Raw genomic sequence first — 19,677 nt, 5'->3', positions numbered from 1 at the left:
GGGGAGCCCGAGTCCGGCGGGAAGCAGGGAATTTCGGATCGTCGCGCGATGGAAACCGGTGGGCGCGAAGAACGCTCGGCTGGGCGCAGGCCAAGCTAGCTCCCTCCCCTTCAGGGAGGGATGTAAGGGTGGGGTGAGACGGAGGGGGCTCGATGCCCCCGACGGCTCTCCGTGTTGCAGAACTCCGAAGCGGGCATCGAGCCCGCTTCTCTGTCACCCACCCCTACACCCCTCCCTTGAAAGGGAGGGGGATATCTAGTCGAACAGCCCGTCCTCCGCACTCTTGGGCGGATTGAGCCCTAGATGCTTCCAGCCCTTGGCGTTGAGGCACCGCCCGCGCGCCGTGCGGGCGACGAGCCCGATCTGGATGAGATAGGGCTCGATCACCTCCTCGATCGTGTCGCGCGGTTCGGAGAGGCCCGCGGCCAGCGTTTCCACGCCGACCGGCCCGCCCGCGTAATCCTCGGCGATCATCGCGAGATAGCGCCGGTCCATCGTGTCGAGGCCGAGCCGGTCGACCTCGAGCCGGGTCAGCGCGCCGTCCGCCGTTGTCGCGTCGACGCGCTCGTCGCCGCCGACATGGGCGAAGTCGCGCACCCGGCGCAGCAGCCGCCCGGCGATCCGCGGCGTTCCCCGGGCCCGCGCCGCGATCTCGTGTGCTCCGTCTTCGGTAATCGTCAGGTCGAGCAGCGCGGCAGCGCGGGTGACGACCTGTTCCAGTTCCTCGACGCTGTAGAAGTTCAGCCGGATCGGAATGCCGAAACGGTCTCTGAGGGGCGTCGTGATCAGCCCCTGCCGCGTGGTCGCGCCGACCAGCGTGAAGCGCGGCAGGTCGATCCTCACGCTGCGCGCCGACGGCCCCTCGCCGATGATCAGATCGAGCACGCCGTCCTCCATCGCAGGGTAGAGGATTTCCTCGACCGCAGGGGCGAGCCGGTGAATCTCGTCGATGAAGAGGACGTCGCCCTCTTCGAGATTGGTCAGCAAAGCGGCAAGATCACCGGCCTTGGCGATGACGGGGCCGCTGGTGGCGCGAAAGCCGACGCCGAGCTCGCGCGCGACGATCTGCGCAAGCGTCGTCTTGCCGAGACCGGGCGGGCCGAACAGCATGACATGGTCGAGCGCGTCTTCCCGCCCCTTCGCGGCCGCGATAAACACCCGCAGATTCTCCCGCGCCGCCTTCTGCCCGATGAACTCGTCGAGCGTTTTCGGCCGAAGCGCGGCGTCGACGTCCTCGGGCTTGCGCTCGGGCGTGGTAAGGCGGTCGGGGTCGGTCATGAACCAATCCTCCCCGGCACGGGGAGGGGGACCGTCGAAGACGGTGGAGGGGCACCCTCGGCCGAAGAACGACGATGCGGCCAGCGGGAGACGGAAGCGCACTGAACTCGGTGCCCCTCCACCATGCTTTGCATGGTTCCCCTCCCCGTTCCGGGGAGGATTTCTTCTCGCTCAATCGACATGCTCGACCTCCTCGCCCGGGATCGTCACCCAGTGGTGTTTGCGCTCTTCCCAGACGGAGAAGCGGGGCGGCGGGAAATCGGGGTCGCAGAACAACCCGACGGGGATGGCGATGGCGTCGGGGAAGGGCTTGCCCCGATACCAGACGGTCGTGCCGCAGGTCGGGCAGAAATGATAGGTGGTGACGTTGCCGGCATCGGTCGTCCGCTCCCAGACCGTGCTCTCGCCCGCGATCGTCACCTTGTCCGCCGGCCAGCGCGCCTGCTCGCCAAAGGGCGACCCGCTGCGCTGCTGACAGGCGAAGCAATGGCAGACCGACACGCGCACCGGCTCGCCCTCGCAAGTGGCGGAGAGCTGGCCGCAGCGGCAGGTGGCGGTGCGGGTGTTACTCACTTTCGGCTATCGCCTCTTCAAACATGCGCGACATCACCTCCTCAACCTTCTTCTCGTCAATTCCATACTTTGATCGAATCGGCGCAAGCTTCTGTTCGAGCAGATGATCCGTATTACTAAAATGCTCACGACATTCTTCACAATGAACGATCATCTTCGCACGCCCTGCGGTGCTCAAAAAATCTTCTGCGCTATCTCCAAAAAAGCGATGCGCGAGCGCATTGCGGCGCTGAACGGCTTGTGAAAATTTATCTCGTAGTTGCTCATCCATAATTGAATGTTCGTTCATTTTTCGAACTAACTTGCCGAGGGTGTTCTGGAACTCTCCTTCGACAAAGTTGTCGTACTCAAGTGTCCATTCTTCTTCCGACGAAAAATCCGACGCGCGCGGAATAAATTCAAACACGGTCAAGGCGTTTACGATCCCGTGTTCGAGCACTTGAGCGAAATAGATAGCCACGCCGAATCGTGCGTAAACCTCTTTGATTTGAGCATCTCCGTCTAGCTTAGAAAGCTCGGCCACCCACTCACTCTGGTTCACTTCGCAGCCTTCTTAAGCGCCGTCCGCACCAGCGCATCCAGCCCGGCGTCAGCCCCCAAATCGCCCTGCGCTTCGGCGACGGCCTTGCTGGCTTCGGCGGGTTTGAAGCCGAGGTTGAGGAGGGCGGAGACCACGTCGGCGGAGGCGCCGCCAGCCGGTGCGGCGGGGGCGCCTCCGGTTGTCGCGGCGAGGCCGCCGGCCTTGTCCTTCAGTTCGTTGACGATGCGGCTGGCGAGCTTGGGGCCCACGCCGGGGGCGCGGGAGACCATGGCGGCGTCGCCGGCACCGATGGCGCTTTGCAGCTCGCCGGTTTCGAGCGTCGAGAGGATGGCTAGCGCGACCTTGCTGCCGACGCCCTGCACGCTGCCCAAGAGCCGGAACCAGTCGCGCTCGGCAGCGCTCGCAAAGCCGATCAGCCGGATGAAATCATCGCCGACGAGCATTTCGGTATGGATGGTAACGTCGCCGCCCTTCGGGCCGAGAGCGTCCAATGTCCGCGAAGAGGCGGCGACCTGATAGCCGACGCCGCCGACATCGATCACGGCATGGTCGGCCGCGACCTCGTCGAGAATGCCGCGCAGCTTGGCGATCATGCGGCGGCTCCGATCCGGCGCGCGGTCGCCGCGCGATGCGCGTGGGTCACGGCGATGGCCAGAGCATCGGCGGCGTCCGATCCGGCCGATTTCGCGCGCGGCAGCAGGGTCGCCACCATCGCATGGACCTGTCCCTTCTCCGCGCCGCCCGTGCCGACGACCGCCTTCTTCACATGGCGCGGCGCATATTCATCGACCGGCAGCCCGGCCTCGGCAAGGCACAGCAGCAGCGCGCCGCGCGCCTGCCCCAGTTTCAGCGTCGATTGGGCGTTGGAGTTGACGAACACCTCCTCGATCCCGGCGCAATCGGGGCGATGTTCGGCGAGCACGGCGCGCAGCCCGTCGGCCAGCGTCACCAGCCGTTCGGGCAGCGGCGCCCGCGCATCGCTGCGGATCTGGCCGTGCGCGATGTGCGAGAGACGGTTGCCGTTCGCGGCGATCACCCCCCAGCCGGTCGTGCCGAGCCCCGGATCGAGACCTATAATGATCATAGGGATGGGGTTAGCGCAGGCGGAACGAAAAGGGAATCCCGCGTGGACGTGAACGGTGCTTCGCCGTCTGGCGCACGTTTCGTGTCCGTCATTGCGAGCGAAGCGAAGCAATCCAGAGCCAAATTGCGCAGCGCCTGTAGCCCTGGATTGCCGCGTCGCCTTCGGCTCCTCGCAATGACTATGTAAGTGGGCGTGACGAAGTTGCCTGGAACGGCCGCTCTAGAGCTTCACCCGGCGGACATTCCACACCAGCCCGACCGCCTGCATCGCGCGCAGCACCCAGTAGCTCAGATCGAGCTCATACCAGGCCATGCCGGCATTGGCGGCGCGCGGGTGGCGGTGATGGTTGTTGTGCCAGCCTTCGCCGAGCGTCACGAGGCCCAGGAACCAGTTGTTGCGCGCCTCGCCCTGCCCTTCAAACCGCTTCGATCCGAATTTATGCCCGAAGCTGTTCACCGCTGCGATGGCATGGAGCGCGAGGGCCAAGCGCAGGAAACCGGCGATCATCACGGTGCCGATCACGGCGTCGGCCCCGCCCAGCGCAAAGCCCCAGAGCGCCGGCAGCACCAGCACCGAAACCGCGAACCACAGGTACCGCGTCTTGTGCGCCCACAGAATCGCCGGGTCGTCGGCCACGCCTTTGCCGTAGACCTCCATGTCGGTCATGCAGTCGTCATAGGCCCAGGCGAGATGCGCGTGTTTCAGTCCTTTGCGGCCAACAAGCGCGCGGCCATGGCCGTCGAAATACGGGCTGTGAATGTCGCCGGGCTTGTCCGACATCGCATGGTGCCGCCGATGGTCGGCGACCCAGCGCAGCAGCGACCCATAGACGCCGAACTGCGCCCAGGCGGCGAACACGTAGCGCATCGGCCTGGATGTCTCGAAGGCACGGTGCGTGAAATAGCGGTGATAGCCGATCGACATCGACAGGATGTTGAGGACGTAGAAGAGCGCGAAGCCCGTCCATTCGACCCAGCCGGTCGGGAAGAAGAACAGATAGGCGATCGCCGCGACTGCCCCGCCCTGCTTCACCGCCGCATAGAAGAGATGCTCGCGCCGCCGGGACGTGGCCGAAGGATCGCCGATCCGCACGCCGAGCGGCGGCTTTTCGATCAGCAGATCTTCGACATCGCGCGACGGATCGCGGGTCCTGACGTCGTAATTGGCGAAATTCGTCGCCATGAATGCGGCCCTCCGTCCAGAAACAGGACCGCTATTTACCGAATTTTAACAATTATTGCAAAAGACTTTACGTTAACGGTAATTTTCACGTTAACCATTTGGCGGTCGGCGCCGGCCCGAAGACCGGCGCCGTGCCGCAATTTCAATAGCCGACGATGCCGCCGTCATCCTTGGTGATGACGATGGTCGCCGAACGGGGCCGGCTGCCCGCGCCGCCGCCGCCCTGGCTCGCCGGCCAGTTGCTCGTGATGTTGCCGGGGCCGCCATTTTCGCCGGGGTGCTGTATGTTGACGAAGATGGCGCTGCCGTCCGGCGTCGAATCGATACCGGTGATTTCGCATTCGGCCGGACCGACGAGGAAGCGGCGCAGGTTCACATCGTCCGCCGACTTGCCGACGAACGTCCCCTGCTGACGCGTAGTGCCGTCCGATGCCTCGTTGGTGATCGTCACGGCCTCGCCATCGCCGACCGTGCCGGGCTGCGCGACCAGCATCTGATTGTTGGTCTGGTCGGTCAGCGCGCCGTCATCGGTTTGGATCCACAGCAGCGGGAAGCCCTGGCCTGAAATGTTCGACGGGCGGCCGAACCACAGTCCGTCGGGGCTCGAAAATTCGTTGCTTCCGTCGAGGCCCGACAGGTTCACATTGTCGGCATCGAGGCTGTCGTCGGCACCGAAGAGGAAGATATCCCATTCGAAGCTCGTCGCCTCCGAGCTGCCGCCCGTTTCCTTCAGCCGCAGGATATGGCCGTTGGGATTGCCGAAATTGTCGCCGCCCGGATTGGGATCGTTGTAATGGCGGGGATTGGCGGCGTTGGCCGCCTCGATCGGCTTGCTGCGTTCGCGGTTGTTGGTGAGCGTCAGATACATCTCGCCGTTGCGCGGGTTGGTCGCGGTCCATTCGGGCCGGTCCATCGGCGTCGCGCCGGCGACATCGGCGGCGAGCCGTGCATGGGTGAGCACATCGGCCTGATCGGCAAAGGGATAGGCGCCGCCCCCGCCGATGCCGTTCTGGCCGAGAACGAGCGCCAGCCACTGCCCGGTCCCGTCTTCATTGAAACGCGCGACATAGAGCGTACCGGCATCGAGATATTTGTCGCCGATCGCGAGCCCGGTCCCGTCCGCATCGGCCGCACTCCACGGCGTGTCCGAGACGAATTTGTAGAGATAGTCGTTGCGATTGTCGTCGCCCATATACCAGGCGGGCTTCGTGCCATCGATGAACAGCGACGGCCAGCAGCCCTCATGCGCGAAGCGGCCGAGCGCGGTGCGCTTGCGCGGCTTGCTCGCCGGGTCATAGGGGTCGATCTCGACGATCCAGCCGAACTGGTTCATCTCGTTGCGGAAATCCTGCGTCGCATCGCCGCCCATGACCTCGGCATTCCAGCGCGCGAAGCTGGTATCGGCGGGATCGGCCGTCTGGACGGTGACCCAGCCATAATTGCCGGTGGTGCTGGTGACGCCGTAGCGGTTGAACGCCGTGATTTCCTTGGCGCTGCGCGCGCCATTGTCGGTGGCGGGGTTGCGCTTGAAATAGAAGGCCCAGTTTTCCTCGCAGGTCAGGTCCGTGTTCCAGGGCGTGAAGCCGTTGGCACAATTGTTGATCGTGCCGCGCCCTTCGGTGCCGTCGGGCGAATACTGCGTGACGAGCAGCGCGTTGCCCGCCACCGGACCGCTGAAATCGACCGGGGTCAGCGGCGTGATGCGGCGGTTGAACGTCGATCCGCGATCGATGCTCCAGCCATTGTCCGCGCTCACCTCGACGATGCTGAGGCCGTGGGCGAACATCTCCTTGCGGGCCTCGGCCTCCGGCCGGCGTCCATCGGGCAACACCGTCGGGCCGTTCGCGTGCAGATAGCTCTCGGTAATGTTCTCGTGATTCATCACGAGCAGCCCGCGCTGGCTGTTGCCGGGATCGGGCGCGCCGCCGGATCCGAGACCGAAATAATAGAGCGCGTCGTGGTGATCGCCGGCGCGGCGGTCGAAATTCGCGTCGCTGCCATTGTTGCTATAGGGCGGCGTCGTCGCGTCGATCGGATCGCCAAGCGCATAGAGAATGCTGACCGAATAGCCGTCCGGCACCGTCACGACATCGTCGAGGCTTTTGGGGATCGCCATAAAGCCGATCAGTGCCGGCGAAACGGTGACGGTAACCTCGTCGGTCACGACGGCGAGGCCGTTGTCGGTCACCCGAAGCGAGAAGACGAGCTGCGTATCCTGCGTTACGGCGGGCGCGAAGAAGCTCGCCATTGTCGTGTTCGCGCCCGTCAGCGTCACGGTCGGGCCTTCGGTCTGCGTCCATTGGACGCTGTCGACAGTACCGTCGGGATCGGTGGCGCTGCCCTGGAGCGTGACCATAGAGCCCGCCACGGCCTGGATATCGGCGCCGGCATCCGCCGTCGGCTGCTGGTTGTTCGCGGGCGTGTCTTCGTCGCACGCGGCAAGCATGGTGCCGGCAAGCGCGGCGACGGTGAAGCCCTTCAGCCCGCCGATCAGCGTCGCGCGGCGCGAATACCGCTGGCCGATCAGGTCGTTGAGCGATGTCGCCGTTGAAGGATTGGTGTCGATTTCACCGTCGGAATATCCGACGAAAGGATTATCTGTCGTCATCGCCTGCCCCTGAAATTAGCCATAGAAAATGCCGGGCAGCGCGGCCCGGCTCATTCCCTCATGGCGGCTTTCGGTGGCAGTCCGGCGACGGCTCGTTGAAAGGGCGATTTCAGATTTGCGACAGCTATGTGATGGCGGGCGGGAGGCGCGCCGAAATCGTCAGTCCCCGATCTTGTCGGCGATCTCGTCGGGCACATCGTAATTGCCCCAGACGGTCTGCACGTCGTCATTGTCGTCGAGCGTGTCGATCAGCTTGAACAGCGTTTCGGCGTCCTTCTCATTGTCGACCGTCACTTCGACATTGGGCCGCCAGGCAAGCTTCGCGCCTTCCGGTTCGCCGAGCGCCTTTTCGAGCTCACTGGCGACAGCGTGGAGATCGTCCGCCGCCGTCCAGATTTCGTGGCTCTCGTCATCGGAGCGGATATCGTCGGCCCCGGCCTCCATCGCCGCTTCGAGGATCTTCTCCTCGTCGCCCGCGCTTGCCGGATAGGTGATGAGGCCCAGCCGCTCGAAACCGTGCGCGACCGAACCGGATTCGCCCATATTGCCGCCATTCTTCGAAAAGATCGTGCGGACATCGGTGACGGTGCGGTTGCGGTTGTCGGTCAGCGTCTCGACGATCAGGCTGACGCCCGCCGGGCCGAAGCCTTCGAAGCGGATTTCCTCGTAATTGTCGCCATCGCCCATCGTCGCCTTGTCGATGGCGCGCTGGATATTGTCCTTGGGCATCGACTGGCCCTTGGCGGTGTTGACCGCGAGCCGCAGCCGCGGGTTCATGTCCGGGTCCGGCATGCCCGATTTCGCGGCCACGGTGATCTCGCGGCTGAGCTTGGAAAAGAGCGCCGAGCGCTTCTTGTCCTGCGCGCCCTTGCGATGCATGATATTCTTGAATTTGCTATGGCCTGCCATGGTCTTCCATCGATGTGCTGAAAAAGGATTGGGGGCGCTTTAGCCCAGCGATTGCGCGGCGCGCAACGGGGAGAGGGGTTTGTTTGTCAGACTCGATCTGGCGGTCGAACGCCGCAAAAACCTCACAACACCTTTTGCCACCAGCCGACATCGCGCCATTCGCCGAATTTAAAACCGACTTCGCGATAGACGCCGATCTTCGTGAACCCGGCCGCTTCGTGCAGCGCGATACTCGCATCGTTGGGCAGCGCAATCCCGGCAAAGGCAGCGTGCATGCCGCGCTCGGCGAGGCGGGGAAGAAAGGTGTCGTAGATCGCGCGGCCCACTCCCTCGCCCGCATGCGCCGGATCGATATAGATCGCGACATCGCAGCTATATCGATAGGCCTCGCGAAGCCGGTGCGGCGAGCCATAGGCATAGCCGGCGATCGTGCCGTCGATCTCGGCGACGACGAAGCCGTGGCTCTCGCCATAGCCTTCGATCCGCCGCCGCATTTCGCGCACCGAGGGCACTTCTTCCTCGAAGCTGACCCAGGTCTCGGTAACGAAGGGCGCGTAGATAGCCCTGCACCCTTCGGCATCGGAAGCCACGCCGTCGCGGACGGTGACCACCGGCGCTACCCCAGCCGGACCGCTGTGCCCGAGATCGACACCATGAGCATCGACCCGGTATCGCCGATCACCTCATAATCGAGATCGACGCCGACCACGGCGTCCGCGCCCTTGGCCGCCGCCTCGCGTTCCAGATCGGCGAGCGCTTCTTCGCGCGCCGAACGCAGCGCTTTCTCATAGGCGCCGGACCGGCCGCCGACGATATCGCGGACCTTGGCAAAGATGTCGGAGAAGATGTTGGCGCCGATAATCGCTTCGCCGGTGACGATGCCGTGATATTCGGCAATGGGCCGGCCTTCGATACCGGGCGTGGTGGTGACGATCATCGCGAGTCTCCTTCCCTGCAAACATAGGGAAAGAGGCGCGCCTAATCCATGCCGAGCGCGGCCTTGTAGGTTTCGAGCAGGTCGTCCTGCTCGCGCCGGTCGGCATTGTCCATCTTCCGCAAGCTGACGACCTTACGCATGATTTTGGGATCGTAGCCGACGGCCTTGGCTTCGGCATAGACGTCCTTGATGTCGTCGGCGATGCCCTTCTTCTCTTCCTCGAGCCGCTCGATACGCTCGATCAGCAGTTTCAAACGCTCGGCCTGTACGGCGCCTTCGGCCATCTCGTGATTCTCCATGTCGTACGGGAGGCGCGGCTCTAGGTGAAGGCAGCGCCGGCCTCAAGGTCGATACCCACTGTCTTACGCGTTTTTGGCGACGCTCTCCTTCATCCGGGCCAGCTGCGCCTCGGTCGCTTCGCCCTGATAGCGGCCCTTCCATTCGGCATAGGGCATGCCGTAGATCGCCGCGCGTGCCTCTTCCTTCTCCATCGGCTGGCCGCGCTCGGCCGAGGCTTCGGCGATCCAGTCCGACAGGCAGTTGCGGCAGAACCCGGCGAGCCCCATCAGGTCGATATTTTCCGCGTCATGACGGTGGCGCAGATGCGCGACGAGGCGGCGAAAGGCGTCCGCGGCGACGGTGTCGTCGATTTCGGGCATGATGGTTTCGGACATTTATCGCTCCTGCACGGTTTAATCTGTCACCGACTGACTCTAGGACGGGGGCGTTCGCGACACCAGAAGCGAAGGGCCGCATGACTTCAGACATTGCTCCACGAAGCAGGAAAGTCCGCATATTGGCGACGCTCGGCCCGGCGAGCGGCGATCCGGCGATGATCGCCAAACTCTATCGTGCGGGCGCCGATGCCTTCCGCATCAACATGAGCCATGGCGACCATGAGGATCATGCCAAACGCATCGCCGCGATCCGGGCGCTGGAAAAGGAGACGGGCCGGCCGATGACGATCCTGGCCGACCTGCAAGGACCGAAATTGCGGGTCGGCAGCTTCGAGGGCGACAAGGCGGTGCTCGAGGAAGGCCAGTCCTTCACGCTGGATCGCAGCGACGAGCCGGGCGACCGCAAGCGCGTCGAATTGCCGCACCCCGAAATCTTCGAGGCGTTGGCGACGGGCAACCGGCTGTTGCTCGACGATGGCCGGATCGTGTTGCGCGCAACGGACGTGTCGGACGAGCGAATCGAAACCAAGGTCGAAGTCGGCGGGACGCTCTCGAACAACAAGGGCCTCAACGTTCCCGATATCGTGCTGCCGTTGAAGGCGCTGACCGACAAGGACAGGGCCGATCTCAATTTCGCGCTCGACCAGGGGGCCGACTGGATCGCACTCTCGTTCGTGCAGCGACCGGAGGATCTGGCCGAGGCGCGCAAGATCATCCAGGGGCGGGCCGCGCTGCTGGCGAAGATCGAAAAGCCGTCGGCCGTCCGCCGGATCGACGAGATCCTCGAGGCGGCCGATGCGGTGATGGTGGCGCGCGGCGATCTGGGCGTCGAGATGCCGCCCGAAGCGGTGCCGCCGCTGCAGAAGCAGATCGTCGAAAAGGCACGGATGCTGGGGCGGCCCGTCGTCGTCGCGACACAGATGCTCGAATCGATGGTCAAGGCGCCGACGCCGACGCGCGCGGAAGTCTCCGATGTCGCGACGGCAGTCTATGACGGCGCCGATGCGATCATGCTTTCGGCGGAAACGGCGGCCGGCGAATGGCCCGAAGAGGCGGTGTCGATGATGGATGATATCGCCGTCGCGGTCGAAGCTGATCCCAGCCATTGGGCGCGCGTCCATTTTACCGAAACGCTGCCCGATGCGACGAGCGCCGATGCACTGGCACAGGCGTCTGGCGGTATCGCGCAGACGATCTCGGCCGCAGCGGCGATCTGCTACACCACCTCCGGCTCCACAGCCCGGCGCCTGTCGCGCGAACGGCCGACCGTGCCCGTGCTCGTGCTGACGCCGCGGCTGAAGACGGCGCGGCGGCTCGGCCTGTTATGGGGAGCGCATGCGGTTCACACGCGCGACGTCGCGAGTTTCGAAGAGATGGTGGCCAAGGCTAAGCGGATGGCGCTGCGCGCAGGCATCGCGAAGGGCGGCAACCGGGTGATCGTGATTGCCGGTGTTCCCTTCGGCACACCGGGATCGACCAACGTCCTCCATATCGTCCAGCTGACCGGCGACGAGCTGAAGCGGCATACGAAAAAGGCGATGGACGAGGACGGCCTCTAGGAGAGGCTCAGAGCAGCCCTTTTGCCAATAGATCGCGCTCCAGCGTCCCGGCATCGGTGAAATGGTGGCCGACAAAGCCGGCTGCGTCGCTGGCCGCGACATTGGCTTCGATATCGTCGATGAATACCGCCCCGCCCGCTTCCAGCCCGAACCGGTCGAGCGCAAGCGCGAAAATGCGCGGGTCGGGCTTCATCATCTCGACCTCGCCCGAGACGACGATATCGTGGAAATGATCGAGGACCGGTGCCGTTGGCATGAAGCGGGCCCAGAATTCGGTGCCGAAATTGGTGATCGCGTAAAGCGGCACGCCGCGCGTGGCCAAGCGCTCGACAAGGTCATGCACGCCGGGCACGGGCCCGGGAATCGTTTCCAGCCAGCGGTCGCGATAGGCGTCGATCAGATCGGACGAATCGGGAAATTGCGCCTTCCGCTCGGCAATCATCGGATCGAGCGCGCGCCCGGCATCGTGCTGGGCATGCCATTCGAGCGTGATTACATTGTCGAGAAACCAGCGCCGTTCATCGGCACCGGGAATCAGCTTCCGAAAGAGAAAGTCCGGGTCCCAGCGATACAGGACATTGCCGACGTCGAAGACAACGGCAGTGGGATTCACTAGCCTTGGCGCGCCTTGAACCGGCGATTCGTCTTGTTGATCACATAGACGCGGCCGCGACGGCGAATGACGCGGTTATCGCGGTGGCGACCCTTGAGCGATTTCAGAGAATTGCGGACTTTCATGGCGGTCACCCGGCCTTCAGCTTGTTCGGTTGTCGGAAACGAGCCGCGCATCTATGGACGAAGCACGCCAAAGTCAAGCTGCATCGGGCGCGAAATGCGCGGCCAGGCGGCGATATCGGGGAGCCCTCATGATCCGTTTCCTGCTGCCCATCGGGCTGTTTCTCTCTGCCTGCGGCGCCGCCCAGACGGCCGCGCCCGAACTCGGCACCTCATCGGCGATCGGCACGATGGTGGTCGGCAACAAGGGCGAAGCGACGGTAAGCTTCGTCGATCTCGCGTCCGGCGAGGAACGCGCACGGCTCGAAACCGGCGACCAGCCGCACGAAGTCGCGATCTCGCCCGATGGCACGCGCGCCGCCGTCGTTTCCTATGGCGGCACGACGATCGATATCTTCGACGTCGCCAGCGCCACACGAACCGAAACGATCGATCTGTCGCCCAATGCGCGACCGCACGGTATCGTCTGGACCAACGACAACCGGCTGATCGCGACGACCGAGGGTAGCGGCACGCTGACCGTCGTCGATCTTTCCGACAACGATGTGGAAGCGGTCGAGACCGGGCAGGACGTGTCGCACATGGTCGTCGTCAGCCCCGATTTGAGCCGCGCCTATGTGTCCAATATCGGCAGCGGCACGGCGACGGTGATCGACCTCGAAAATGGCCGCAAGCTGCGCGACCTGCCCGTCGGCGCGGCGGCAGAAGGTATCGCGCTGACGCCCGATGGCAGCGAGCTATGGGTTGCCGATCGCGACGGCATGAAAGTGACCGTCTTCGACACCGAAACCTTCGAGATTATCGCCGAAATCGGCGTCGGCCTTGGGCCGATCCGGATCGCGATCAGCCCCGATGGGTCGCGTGGTTTCACATCCAATTACGGCGACGGCACCGTCACGGAAATTCGCGGATCGGATCACCGAGTGACGCGTGTGCTTTCGATCTCTGATAGTGTCGAAGCGGCGCAGGTGACGATCCTGTTCTCCGAAGATGGCGAGCGGCTCTTTGTCGCCGAAACCGGCACCGACACGGTCGCAGAACTGGATGTCGCATCGGGAGAGGTGCTGCGCCGGATCGATGTCGGGCGGCAGGGCGACGGGCTCGGCATATCGCCCGTGGTGATCGAAACCGACTAGCCGCGCTCCTGCAGCTTGCGCTCCCAGGCAAGCGCGTCGCCGACGATCGTGTCGAGATCGTCGCGCTCGGGCCGCCAGGGCAAGGTCTCGAGGATTTTCGCATTGTTGGACACGATTATGCCGGGATCGCCTTCGCGGCGGGGCGCCATGCGGCGCTCGATCGTCCGGTTGGTCGCGCGGTCGACGGCGTCGAGCACTTCGAGCACCGAAAACCCCCGGCCATAGCCGCAATTGAGCGTGAAGCTTTCTTCGGGTTCCGCAATAAGCTTTTCGAGCGCCAGAACATGCGCCCGGACAAGGTCCCAGACATGGATATAGTCGCGCACGCCCGTGCCGTCGGGCGTGTCGTAATCGGTGCCGAAGATGGCGACATGATCGCGCTTTCCCGTTGCAGCCTCGACCGCGACCTTGATCAGGTGCGTCGCGCCCGCCGTCGACTGGCCGGTGCGCCCTTCCGGATCGGCCCCGGCGACGTTGAAATAGCGCAGCGCGCCATAGTTGATGTCGTGCGCCGCCGCCGCATCGCGCAGCATCCACTCGGTCATCAGCTTGGATCGGCCATAGGGGTTGATCGGAACCGTCGGTGTCTCTTCCGACACCCGCTCCACGTCCGGCATGCCATAGGTCGCGGCGGTCGAAGAGAAGATGAAATGCTTCACGCCGCCATCGATGGCGGCGCCGATCAGCGCCCGGCTGCGGCCGGTGTTGTTGTCGTAATATTTGAGCGGGTCGGACACCGATTCGGGCACGACGACCGAACCGGCGAAATGCATGATCGCGCCGATATCGTGCTCGGCAATCACGCGGCCGACGAGCGCTGCATTGCCGATATCGCCTTCCACGAAGGTTGCGCCATCGGCCACCGCCCAACGAAACCCCGTCACCAGATTGTCGACGACGACGACCGGAAAGCCGCTGTCGAGCAGCGCGTGAACGGCATGGCTGCCGATATATCCGGCACCCCCGGTTACCAGCACGGCCGGTCGCTTTTCCTCAGTCATGGGCGAAAGACTCCCCCTTGCAGCCAAATCGTGCCACGTTCGTTCATCCTATACCGTTCAATTGCGCGTTATGGAGAGCCCCGATGAAGAAATCGCTTAGCCGCGCCGCCGCGCTTGCCGGGTTCGGCCTCCTTGCGGCATGCCAGACGCCCGGCATGCAACAGGGAACGCAGGTTACGCGCTTCCATCTCGAACAGCCGATCCCGAACCAGCAGGTCGCCATCGAACCGGCCGATCCTGCGGAAGAGGGAAGCCTCGAATTCCGCACCTATGCCGATATCGTCGCCGAGCAGCTGGGCCGTCTGGGTTTCGTTCGCGGCGAAGACATCGAAGAAGCGGAAATGGTGGCCGTGGTCGAGGTGTTGCGCGGCTCTCGCGCCGTCCAGGCGCAACGCTCGCCCATTTCGATCGGGATCGGCGGCGGCAGTTTCGGCCGCAATGTCGGCGTCGGTGTCGGCACCAGCGTGGGCGTGGGCGGATCGCGCGGCGGCGAGGTCGACGTGACACAGCTTTCCGTGGCGCTGAAACGGCGCTCCGAAGGGACGACGATCTGGGAAGGACGCGCAATCCGCGAAAGCCAGCCCGGCGAAATGAGCCCGGCGGCGAGCGTGCGTAGGCTGGCCGATGCGCTGTTTCAAGACTTTCCCGGCGAGTCGGGCACGACTATCACCGTTCCATGACCATCAGCATCACTTCCGCCTTTGACGGCGGCAACATTCGCCCGATCTCGGTCGACGGCACGACCGCCGAACTCGAAATCGTCATCGATCACCAGTCCGAATTCTACCAGTGGTTCTATTTCCGCGTCACCGGCGGCGCGGGGCAGGAACTGACGCTGCGGATCACCAATTGCGGCGGTTCGGCCTATCCCAAGGGATGGGAGGATTACGCGGCGCGCGTTTCGGTCGATCGCGAGGATTGGCGCTGCGCCGATACCAGCTATGAGAACGGCGTCCTCACCATCCGGCACAAGAGCGATGCGAACAGCCTGTGGTTCGCCTATTTCGCACCCTACACGACCGAGCGGCACCACGAACTCGTCGCCCGGATCGCCGAGCGCGACGGCGTGACTCTGCAATCGCTGGGCAAAACGCTCGACGGGCAGGAACTCGACTATCTGACGATGGGCACGGGGCCGCTCCAGATCTGGCTCTATGCGCGCCAGCATCCCGGCGAGAGCATGGCCGAATGGTGGATGGAAGGCGCGCTGGCACGATTGACCAATCCCGACGACGATGTGGCGAATACGCTGCGCAAGAAAGCGACGCTCCACATCATCCCCAATATGAACCCCGATGGATCGAAACGGGGACATCTGCGAACCAACGCGGTTGGCACGAACCTCAATCGCGAATGGCATAAGCCGACCGCAGAGAAGAGCCCCGAAGTTCTCTACGTCCGCAATCGGATGGACGAGACCGGCGTCGATTTTGCGATGGACGTCCATGGCGACGAGGCAATCCCCGCCAATTTCATCGCCGGTTTCGAAGGTATTCCGAGCCGGACGGAGCGGCAGAGCAAGCTTTACGACCTCTATCTCGAAAAGCTGCTCGAAGCTTCGCCGGAATTCCAGGTGAAGCTCGGCTATCCGGTGGCCGCGCCGCGCAAGGGCAACCTTTCCATGTCGACCAACCAGGTCGCCGAGCGCTTCGGCTGTGTCGCAATGACGCTGGAGATGCCGTTCAAGGACAATCACGAACGGCCCGATCCCGACCATGGCTGGTCGCCCGAACGCTGCGCCGAACTCGGCCGCGAATGCCTCGCCGCGCTCGCCGCGATGATCGACGAACTGCCTGTCTGATGGAGATCCGGGCGGGCGGGCTCGACCATCCCGACGTCGTCGCGCTGCTCGAAGAGCATTTCGCCGAGATGCTCGCCGCCTCGCCACCCGGCACCTGCCACTTTCTCGACCTGACGAAGCTCGCTGCAGACACCGTCCACTTCTTCACGGCGTGGGATGGTGAAACGCTACTCGGATGCGGCGCCTTCCAGGCGCTGTCGGACGATCATGGCGAGATCAAATCGATGCGGACGACCAAGGCGGCGCTGCGACGCGGCGTGGCGGCGGCCCTGCTCAGCCATATCGAACGCGAAGCGAGGGCGCACGGCATCAGGCAATTGAGCCTCGAAACCGGCACGGGCGCACCGTTCGAGGCCGCCCACGGCCTCTATCGCCGCTTCGGCTATGGCTATTGCCCGCCGTTCGGCGATTATGAGGCGACCGACTTCAACGTTTTCATGACGCGGACTCTGGACTGAACAGTTCGGCCAGGAAATCGGTCATCGACTTCCAGCTTCGCCGGTCGCTGTCGGGCTGATGCCCGAAGCCCGGCCGGCCCGGTGCCGCGCTGTCCGTAAAGCCGTGGCCGGTATGGCCATAAGCGTGGATCTGCCAGTCGGCGCAGGCCTCGGTCAGTTCCTCGCCGAGATCGATGACCGATTGCGGCGGCGCGAGGGGATCGTCCCAGCCATGGCAGACGAGGATCTTCGCGGCGATCTTGCCCGTCTCATAGCCGGGCCGGTCGTAGAGCCCGTGAAAACTGACCACGCCACGCACGCCGCCGCCCGCCCGCGCGAGATCGAGGACGCATTTGCCGCCGAAGCAATAGCCGGTTGCCGCGCACTGGCTCGCATCGACCGCATCGAGACCCTTCATCGCTTCGAGCGAGGCCAGCAGCCGGTCCCGCAGCAGCGCCCGATCGGCATTGAGCGCATTCATATACCGCCCCGGATCGTCGTCTTCCCGGCTCGCGCGCTTTCCCTGCCCATAGACATCGGCGACGAATGCCGCATAGCCGAGGTCCGCCAGTCGCTCCGCGTTTTCGAAGTCCGCTTCCTTCGTGCCGAGAACATTGGGCACCAGCATCACGCCGGGGCGCGGCGCGTTCCAATCGCTGTCGGCAACGGCTACCCCCTCGAACGGCCCGCCCGGACCTTCATAGACAATCGTTTCACGGTTGATGGGCATCGAAATACTCCCTCCGGGCCGAGCCGGTCGAAGCCCTGCCCTTTTCTTTTTAGGCGCGGCAAGTAAGGACAGCCCTTCGACAAGCTCAGGGCAAACCGCTTTCCCGCCTGGGCCGACATTCTCCACGGAGTCCATCATGCCGCAACTCGTCCTCGTTCGCCACGGCCAGTCCGAATGGAATTTGCAGAACCGCTTCACGGGCTGGTGGGACGTCGACCTGACCGACAAGGGCGTCGCCGAGGCGCGCGAGGCCGGGCAGCTGATGCGCGACAAGGGCATCGAGAACGACGTCTGCTTCACCAGCTACCAGACCCGCGCGATCAAGACGCTGAACCTGGCGCTGGAGGAGATGGACCGGCTCTGGCTGCCCGTGCACAAGCACTGGCGGCTGAACGAGCGGCATTATGGCGGGCTGACCGGCCTCAACAAGGACGAGATGCGCGAGAAGCATGGCGAGGGGCAGGTCCATATCTGGCGCCGCAGCTTCGATATCCCGCCGCCCGAGATGGAGGCCGGAAGCGAATATGACCTGTCCGGCGATCCCCGCTATGCCGGCGTCAAGATTCCGCAAACCGAGAGCCTGAAGCTGACGATCAAGCGCGTTCTTCCCTATTGGGAGCGGCGGATCGCACCGGCACTGAAGGACGGCAAGCGCGTGCTGATCTCCGCGCACGGCAATTCGCTGCGCGCGCTGGTCAAGCATCTGTCGAACATTCCCGATGACGAGATCACCGGCCTGGAAATTCCGACCGGGCAACCGATCGTCTACGATCTCGACGACGATCTGGCGGCGAAGGACCGCTATTATCTCTCCGAACGCTAGCCGCATCATCGCGATTGCGCGGAACCGCGTTCGGCATTAGAAGAAATCGCTTCTTCCGGCTCCAGCCACAGGACGAAGCATGACCGACGCACCGCTTATCGGCATCATCATGGGTTCCCGTTCCGATTGGGCAACGATGCGCCATGCCGCCGATATCCTGACCGATCTCGATATCGCGCATGAGTGCAAGGTCGTCTCCGCGCACCGGACGCCGGACCGGCTCTATGCCTATGCCAAGAAAGCGGCCGATCGCGGGCTCAAAGCGATCATTGCGGGCGCGGGTGGCGCGGCGCATCTTCCGGGCATGTGCGCGGCGATGACGCGGCTTCCGGTGCTCGGTGTCCCTGTCCAGTCCAAGGCGTTGTCGGGCATGGATAGCCTCCTTTCGATCGCGCAGATGCCCGCCGGCGTTCCCGTCGGCACGCTCGCCATCGGCGTCGCGGGCGCAAAAAATGCTGCGCTTCTGGGTGCAGCAATTATCGGTGCCTATGACGAGGGCATCGCGGCACGGCTCGACACCTGGCGCAGCGCGCAGACCGACGCCGTCGGGGAGAACCCGGCCGAATGACCGCGCTGCCCACGGGTTCGACAATCGGGATACTGGGCGGCGGCCAGCTCGGCCGGATGCTCGGCGTCGCTGCCGCGCAGATCGGCTATCGCTGCCTGATCTACGCGCCGGAGGAAAATCCATGCGCCGCGGCGGTTGCGGCCGGGCATGTGCGTGGCGACTATGACGACGTCGATGCGCTTCGGGATTTTGCCGCGCGCTGCGATGTGCTCACCTACGAATTCGAGAACGTACCGGCCGCGCCGCTCCGCGCGCTCGGCGATGCCGTAGCGCTACACCCCAATGCCGATGCGCTCGAGCTGGCGCAGGACCGGCTCCGCGAGAAGGACTATATTCTGTCGCATGGCGGCCGGCCTGCGGACTATCGCGAAGTCGACAGCCGCGAAACGCTCGAAGCGGCACTCGACGCGATCGGCGTACCGGCGATCCTCAAGACGCGCCGCTTCGGCTATGACGGCAAGGGACAGGTGCGGATCATGTCCCGGAACGAGGCTGCCGCGGCGTGGGCCGATATCGGCAAGCGCCCCGCCGTGCTCGAGGCGATGGTGGCGTTCGAGCGTGAATTCTCGATCATCCTCGCGCGCGGCCATGACGGTGACACGCGCGTCTATCCGCCCCCCGACAACCGCCATGAGGACGGCATCCTGTCGCGCTCGATCGCGCCCGGAACCGGCCTGATCGCTGAACAATCCGCCGCCGCTGCCGATCTCGCGCGCAAGGTGGCCGAGGCGCTGGGCTATGTCGGCGTGCTGACCTTCGAATTCTTTGCCAGCGCCGAAGGCCCGGTCTTCAACGAAATGGCCCCTCGCGTGCACAATAGCGGGCACTGGACGATCGAGGGCGCGCAATGCTCGCAATTCGAGAACCACATTCGCGCGATTTGCGGCCTGCCGCTGGGATCGACCGCGCTCACTTTGCCGCGCGTCGAGATGACGAACCTGATCGGTATCGATGGCGAGGAGGCCCAGCGCTGGCTGGAGACCCCGGGCGCGCATCTGCATTTCTACGACAAGGGCGAAGCCCGCCCCGGCCGCAAGATGGGCCATGTGACGCAGCTTTTCACCGAATAGCCCGGACGCAAAACGGCCCGCGACCGGA

General features: G+C 64.3%; 24 protein-coding genes. 8 read left to right on the top strand and 16 right to left on the bottom strand.

What is annotated here, in order from left to right:
* Window positions 1-255: 255 nt before the first annotated feature.
* The 12 genes from ruvB to Q0139_RS06855 all read right to left on the bottom strand — a co-directional run bounded on the left by ruvB (window position 256) and on the right by Q0139_RS06855 (window position 9,786).
* Entirely contained in the window at window positions 256-1,278 is a 1,023-nt protein-coding gene (gene ruvB / locus Q0139_RS06910; protein ID WP_298019463.1) for a Holliday junction branch migration DNA helicase RuvB, read from the bottom strand.
* Between the two features lie 171 nt (window positions 1,279-1,449).
* Complete coding sequence (locus tag Q0139_RS06905) at window positions 1,450-1,851, bottom strand: GFA family protein (RefSeq protein WP_298019461.1); 402 nt, start codon at window positions 1,849-1,851, stop codon at window positions 1,450-1,452.
* Window positions 1,844-2,392: a hypothetical protein gene (locus tag Q0139_RS06900; protein ID WP_298019459.1), complete on the bottom strand. Its 549-nt coding sequence runs from the start codon at window positions 2,390-2,392 to the stop codon at window positions 1,844-1,846. Before Q0139_RS06900 ends, Q0139_RS06905 begins: the two co-directional genes overlap by 8 nt.
* On the bottom strand, window positions 2,389-2,985 hold the full coding sequence (gene ruvA / locus Q0139_RS06895) for a Holliday junction branch migration protein RuvA (RefSeq protein WP_298019457.1): 597 nt from the start codon (window positions 2,983-2,985) through the stop codon (window positions 2,389-2,391). The genes Q0139_RS06900 and ruvA overlap by 4 nt, the downstream gene beginning before the upstream one ends.
* Entirely contained in the window at window positions 2,982-3,476 is a 495-nt protein-coding gene (gene ruvC, locus Q0139_RS06890) for a crossover junction endodeoxyribonuclease RuvC (RefSeq protein WP_298019455.1), read from the bottom strand. The genes ruvA and ruvC overlap by 4 nt, the downstream gene beginning before the upstream one ends.
* A 219-nt stretch (window positions 3,477-3,695) precedes the next feature.
* Window positions 3,696-4,658 carry an acyl-CoA desaturase gene (locus tag Q0139_RS06885; RefSeq protein WP_298019453.1) on the bottom strand — a complete coding sequence of 321 codons (963 nt, stop codon included), beginning with the start codon at window positions 4,656-4,658 and terminating at the stop codon, window positions 3,696-3,698.
* 142 nt (window positions 4,659-4,800) lie between these two features.
* Window positions 4,801-7,266, bottom strand: coding sequence for an alkaline phosphatase PhoX (locus Q0139_RS06880; protein WP_298019452.1), 2,466 nt, complete (start codon window positions 7,264-7,266; stop codon window positions 4,801-4,803).
* A 159-nt stretch (window positions 7,267-7,425) separates the two neighbouring features.
* Window positions 7,426-8,175, bottom strand: coding sequence for a YebC/PmpR family DNA-binding transcriptional regulator (locus tag Q0139_RS06875; protein WP_298019450.1), 750 nt, complete (start codon window positions 8,173-8,175; stop codon window positions 7,426-7,428).
* 122 nt (window positions 8,176-8,297) lie between these two features.
* Window positions 8,298-8,786 carry an arsinothricin resistance N-acetyltransferase ArsN1 family B gene (locus Q0139_RS06870; RefSeq protein ID WP_298019448.1) on the bottom strand — a complete coding sequence of 163 codons (489 nt, stop codon included), beginning with the start codon at window positions 8,784-8,786 and terminating at the stop codon, window positions 8,298-8,300.
* Between the two features lie 5 nt (window positions 8,787-8,791).
* A complete protein-coding gene (locus tag Q0139_RS06865) occupies window positions 8,792-9,112 on the bottom strand; it encodes a heavy metal-binding domain-containing protein (protein WP_298019446.1) in 321 nt (106 codons plus the stop codon).
* Between the two features lie 41 nt (window positions 9,113-9,153).
* Window positions 9,154-9,396 carry a DUF2312 domain-containing protein gene (locus tag Q0139_RS06860; protein ID WP_298019444.1) on the bottom strand — a complete coding sequence of 81 codons (243 nt, stop codon included), beginning with the start codon at window positions 9,394-9,396 and terminating at the stop codon, window positions 9,154-9,156.
* Between the two features lie 78 nt (window positions 9,397-9,474).
* A complete protein-coding gene (locus tag Q0139_RS06855; protein ID WP_298019442.1) occupies window positions 9,475-9,786 on the bottom strand; it encodes a DUF1244 domain-containing protein in 312 nt (103 codons plus the stop codon).
* An 80-nt stretch (window positions 9,787-9,866) separates the two neighbouring features.
* Between Q0139_RS06855 and pyk the strand changes: the two genes are divergently transcribed.
* Window positions 9,867-11,348, top strand: a complete 1,482-nt coding sequence (gene pyk, locus Q0139_RS06850) for a pyruvate kinase (RefSeq protein WP_298019440.1) — start codon at window positions 9,867-9,869, stop codon at window positions 11,346-11,348.
* 7 nt (window positions 11,349-11,355) lie between these two features.
* On the opposite strand, the gene Q0139_RS06845 is transcribed toward pyk, so the two are convergent.
* On the bottom strand, window positions 11,356-11,961 hold the full coding sequence (locus tag Q0139_RS06845) for an HAD family hydrolase (protein ID WP_298019438.1): 606 nt from the start codon (window positions 11,959-11,961) through the stop codon (window positions 11,356-11,358).
* A complete protein-coding gene (ykgO, locus tag Q0139_RS06840; RefSeq protein ID WP_298019492.1) occupies window positions 11,961-12,086 on the bottom strand; it encodes a type B 50S ribosomal protein L36 in 126 nt (41 codons plus the stop codon). The genes Q0139_RS06845 and ykgO overlap by 1 nt, the downstream gene beginning before the upstream one ends.
* Before the next feature lie 128 nt (window positions 12,087-12,214).
* Here ykgO and Q0139_RS06835 point away from each other — a divergent pair, with 128 nt between their 5' ends.
* On the top strand, window positions 12,215-13,219 hold the full coding sequence (locus tag Q0139_RS06835) for a beta-propeller fold lactonase family protein (protein WP_298019436.1): 1,005 nt from the start codon (window positions 12,215-12,217) through the stop codon (window positions 13,217-13,219).
* On the opposite strand, the gene galE is transcribed toward Q0139_RS06835, so the two are convergent.
* Entirely contained in the window at window positions 13,216-14,220 is a 1,005-nt protein-coding gene (gene galE, locus Q0139_RS06830) for a UDP-glucose 4-epimerase GalE (protein ID WP_298019435.1), read from the bottom strand. The genes Q0139_RS06835 and galE overlap by 4 nt on opposite strands.
* 83 nt (window positions 14,221-14,303) lie before the next feature.
* Between galE and Q0139_RS06825 the strand changes: the two genes are divergently transcribed.
* From Q0139_RS06825 to Q0139_RS06815, 3 genes are read left to right on the top strand one after another with little or no spacing between them, the layout of a single operon-like run.
* Window positions 14,304-14,900, top strand: coding sequence for a DUF4136 domain-containing protein (locus tag Q0139_RS06825; RefSeq protein WP_298019433.1), 597 nt, complete (start codon window positions 14,304-14,306; stop codon window positions 14,898-14,900).
* A complete protein-coding gene (locus Q0139_RS06820) occupies window positions 14,897-16,021 on the top strand; it encodes a M14-type cytosolic carboxypeptidase (protein WP_298019431.1) in 1,125 nt (374 codons plus the stop codon). The genes Q0139_RS06825 and Q0139_RS06820 overlap by 4 nt, the downstream gene beginning before the upstream one ends.
* Complete coding sequence (locus Q0139_RS06815; RefSeq protein WP_298019427.1) at window positions 16,021-16,479, top strand: GNAT family N-acetyltransferase; 459 nt, start codon at window positions 16,021-16,023, stop codon at window positions 16,477-16,479. Before Q0139_RS06820 ends, Q0139_RS06815 begins: the two co-directional genes overlap by 1 nt.
* Here Q0139_RS06815 and Q0139_RS06810 read toward each other — a convergent pair.
* The gene (locus Q0139_RS06810) at window positions 16,457-17,188 is read right to left on the bottom strand and encodes a dienelactone hydrolase family protein (protein ID WP_298019425.1); all 732 of its coding nucleotides are present in this window, start codon (window positions 17,186-17,188) and stop codon (window positions 16,457-16,459) included. The two genes, Q0139_RS06815 and Q0139_RS06810, sit on opposite strands and share 23 nt — an antisense overlap.
* Window positions 17,189-17,324: 136 nt before the next feature.
* Here Q0139_RS06810 and gpmA point away from each other — a divergent pair, with 136 nt between their 5' ends.
* The 3 genes from gpmA (at window position 17,325) to Q0139_RS06795 (ending at window position 19,649) form a co-directional block, all read left to right on the top strand.
* Window positions 17,325-18,011 (top strand): 2,3-diphosphoglycerate-dependent phosphoglycerate mutase, encoded by a 687-nt coding sequence (gpmA, locus tag Q0139_RS06805; RefSeq protein ID WP_298019423.1) that lies wholly within the window; start codon window positions 17,325-17,327, stop codon window positions 18,009-18,011.
* Window positions 18,012-18,090: 79 nt separating this feature from the next.
* Complete coding sequence (purE, locus tag Q0139_RS06800) at window positions 18,091-18,579, top strand: 5-(carboxyamino)imidazole ribonucleotide mutase (protein ID WP_298019421.1); 489 nt, start codon at window positions 18,091-18,093, stop codon at window positions 18,577-18,579.
* Window positions 18,576-19,649, top strand: coding sequence for a 5-(carboxyamino)imidazole ribonucleotide synthase (locus Q0139_RS06795; RefSeq protein ID WP_298019419.1), 1,074 nt, complete (start codon window positions 18,576-18,578; stop codon window positions 19,647-19,649). Before purE ends, Q0139_RS06795 begins: the two co-directional genes overlap by 4 nt.
* Window positions 19,650-19,677 lie beyond the last annotated feature (28 nt).

The sequence above is a fragment of the uncultured Parasphingopyxis sp. genome, from assembly GCF_937129435.1.
Classification (GTDB): Bacteria; Pseudomonadota; Alphaproteobacteria; order Sphingomonadales; family Sphingomonadaceae; genus Parasphingopyxis.
The sequence above is the reverse complement of the archived record's forward strand: the minus strand, read 5'-3'. Positions and strand labels throughout refer to the sequence as shown.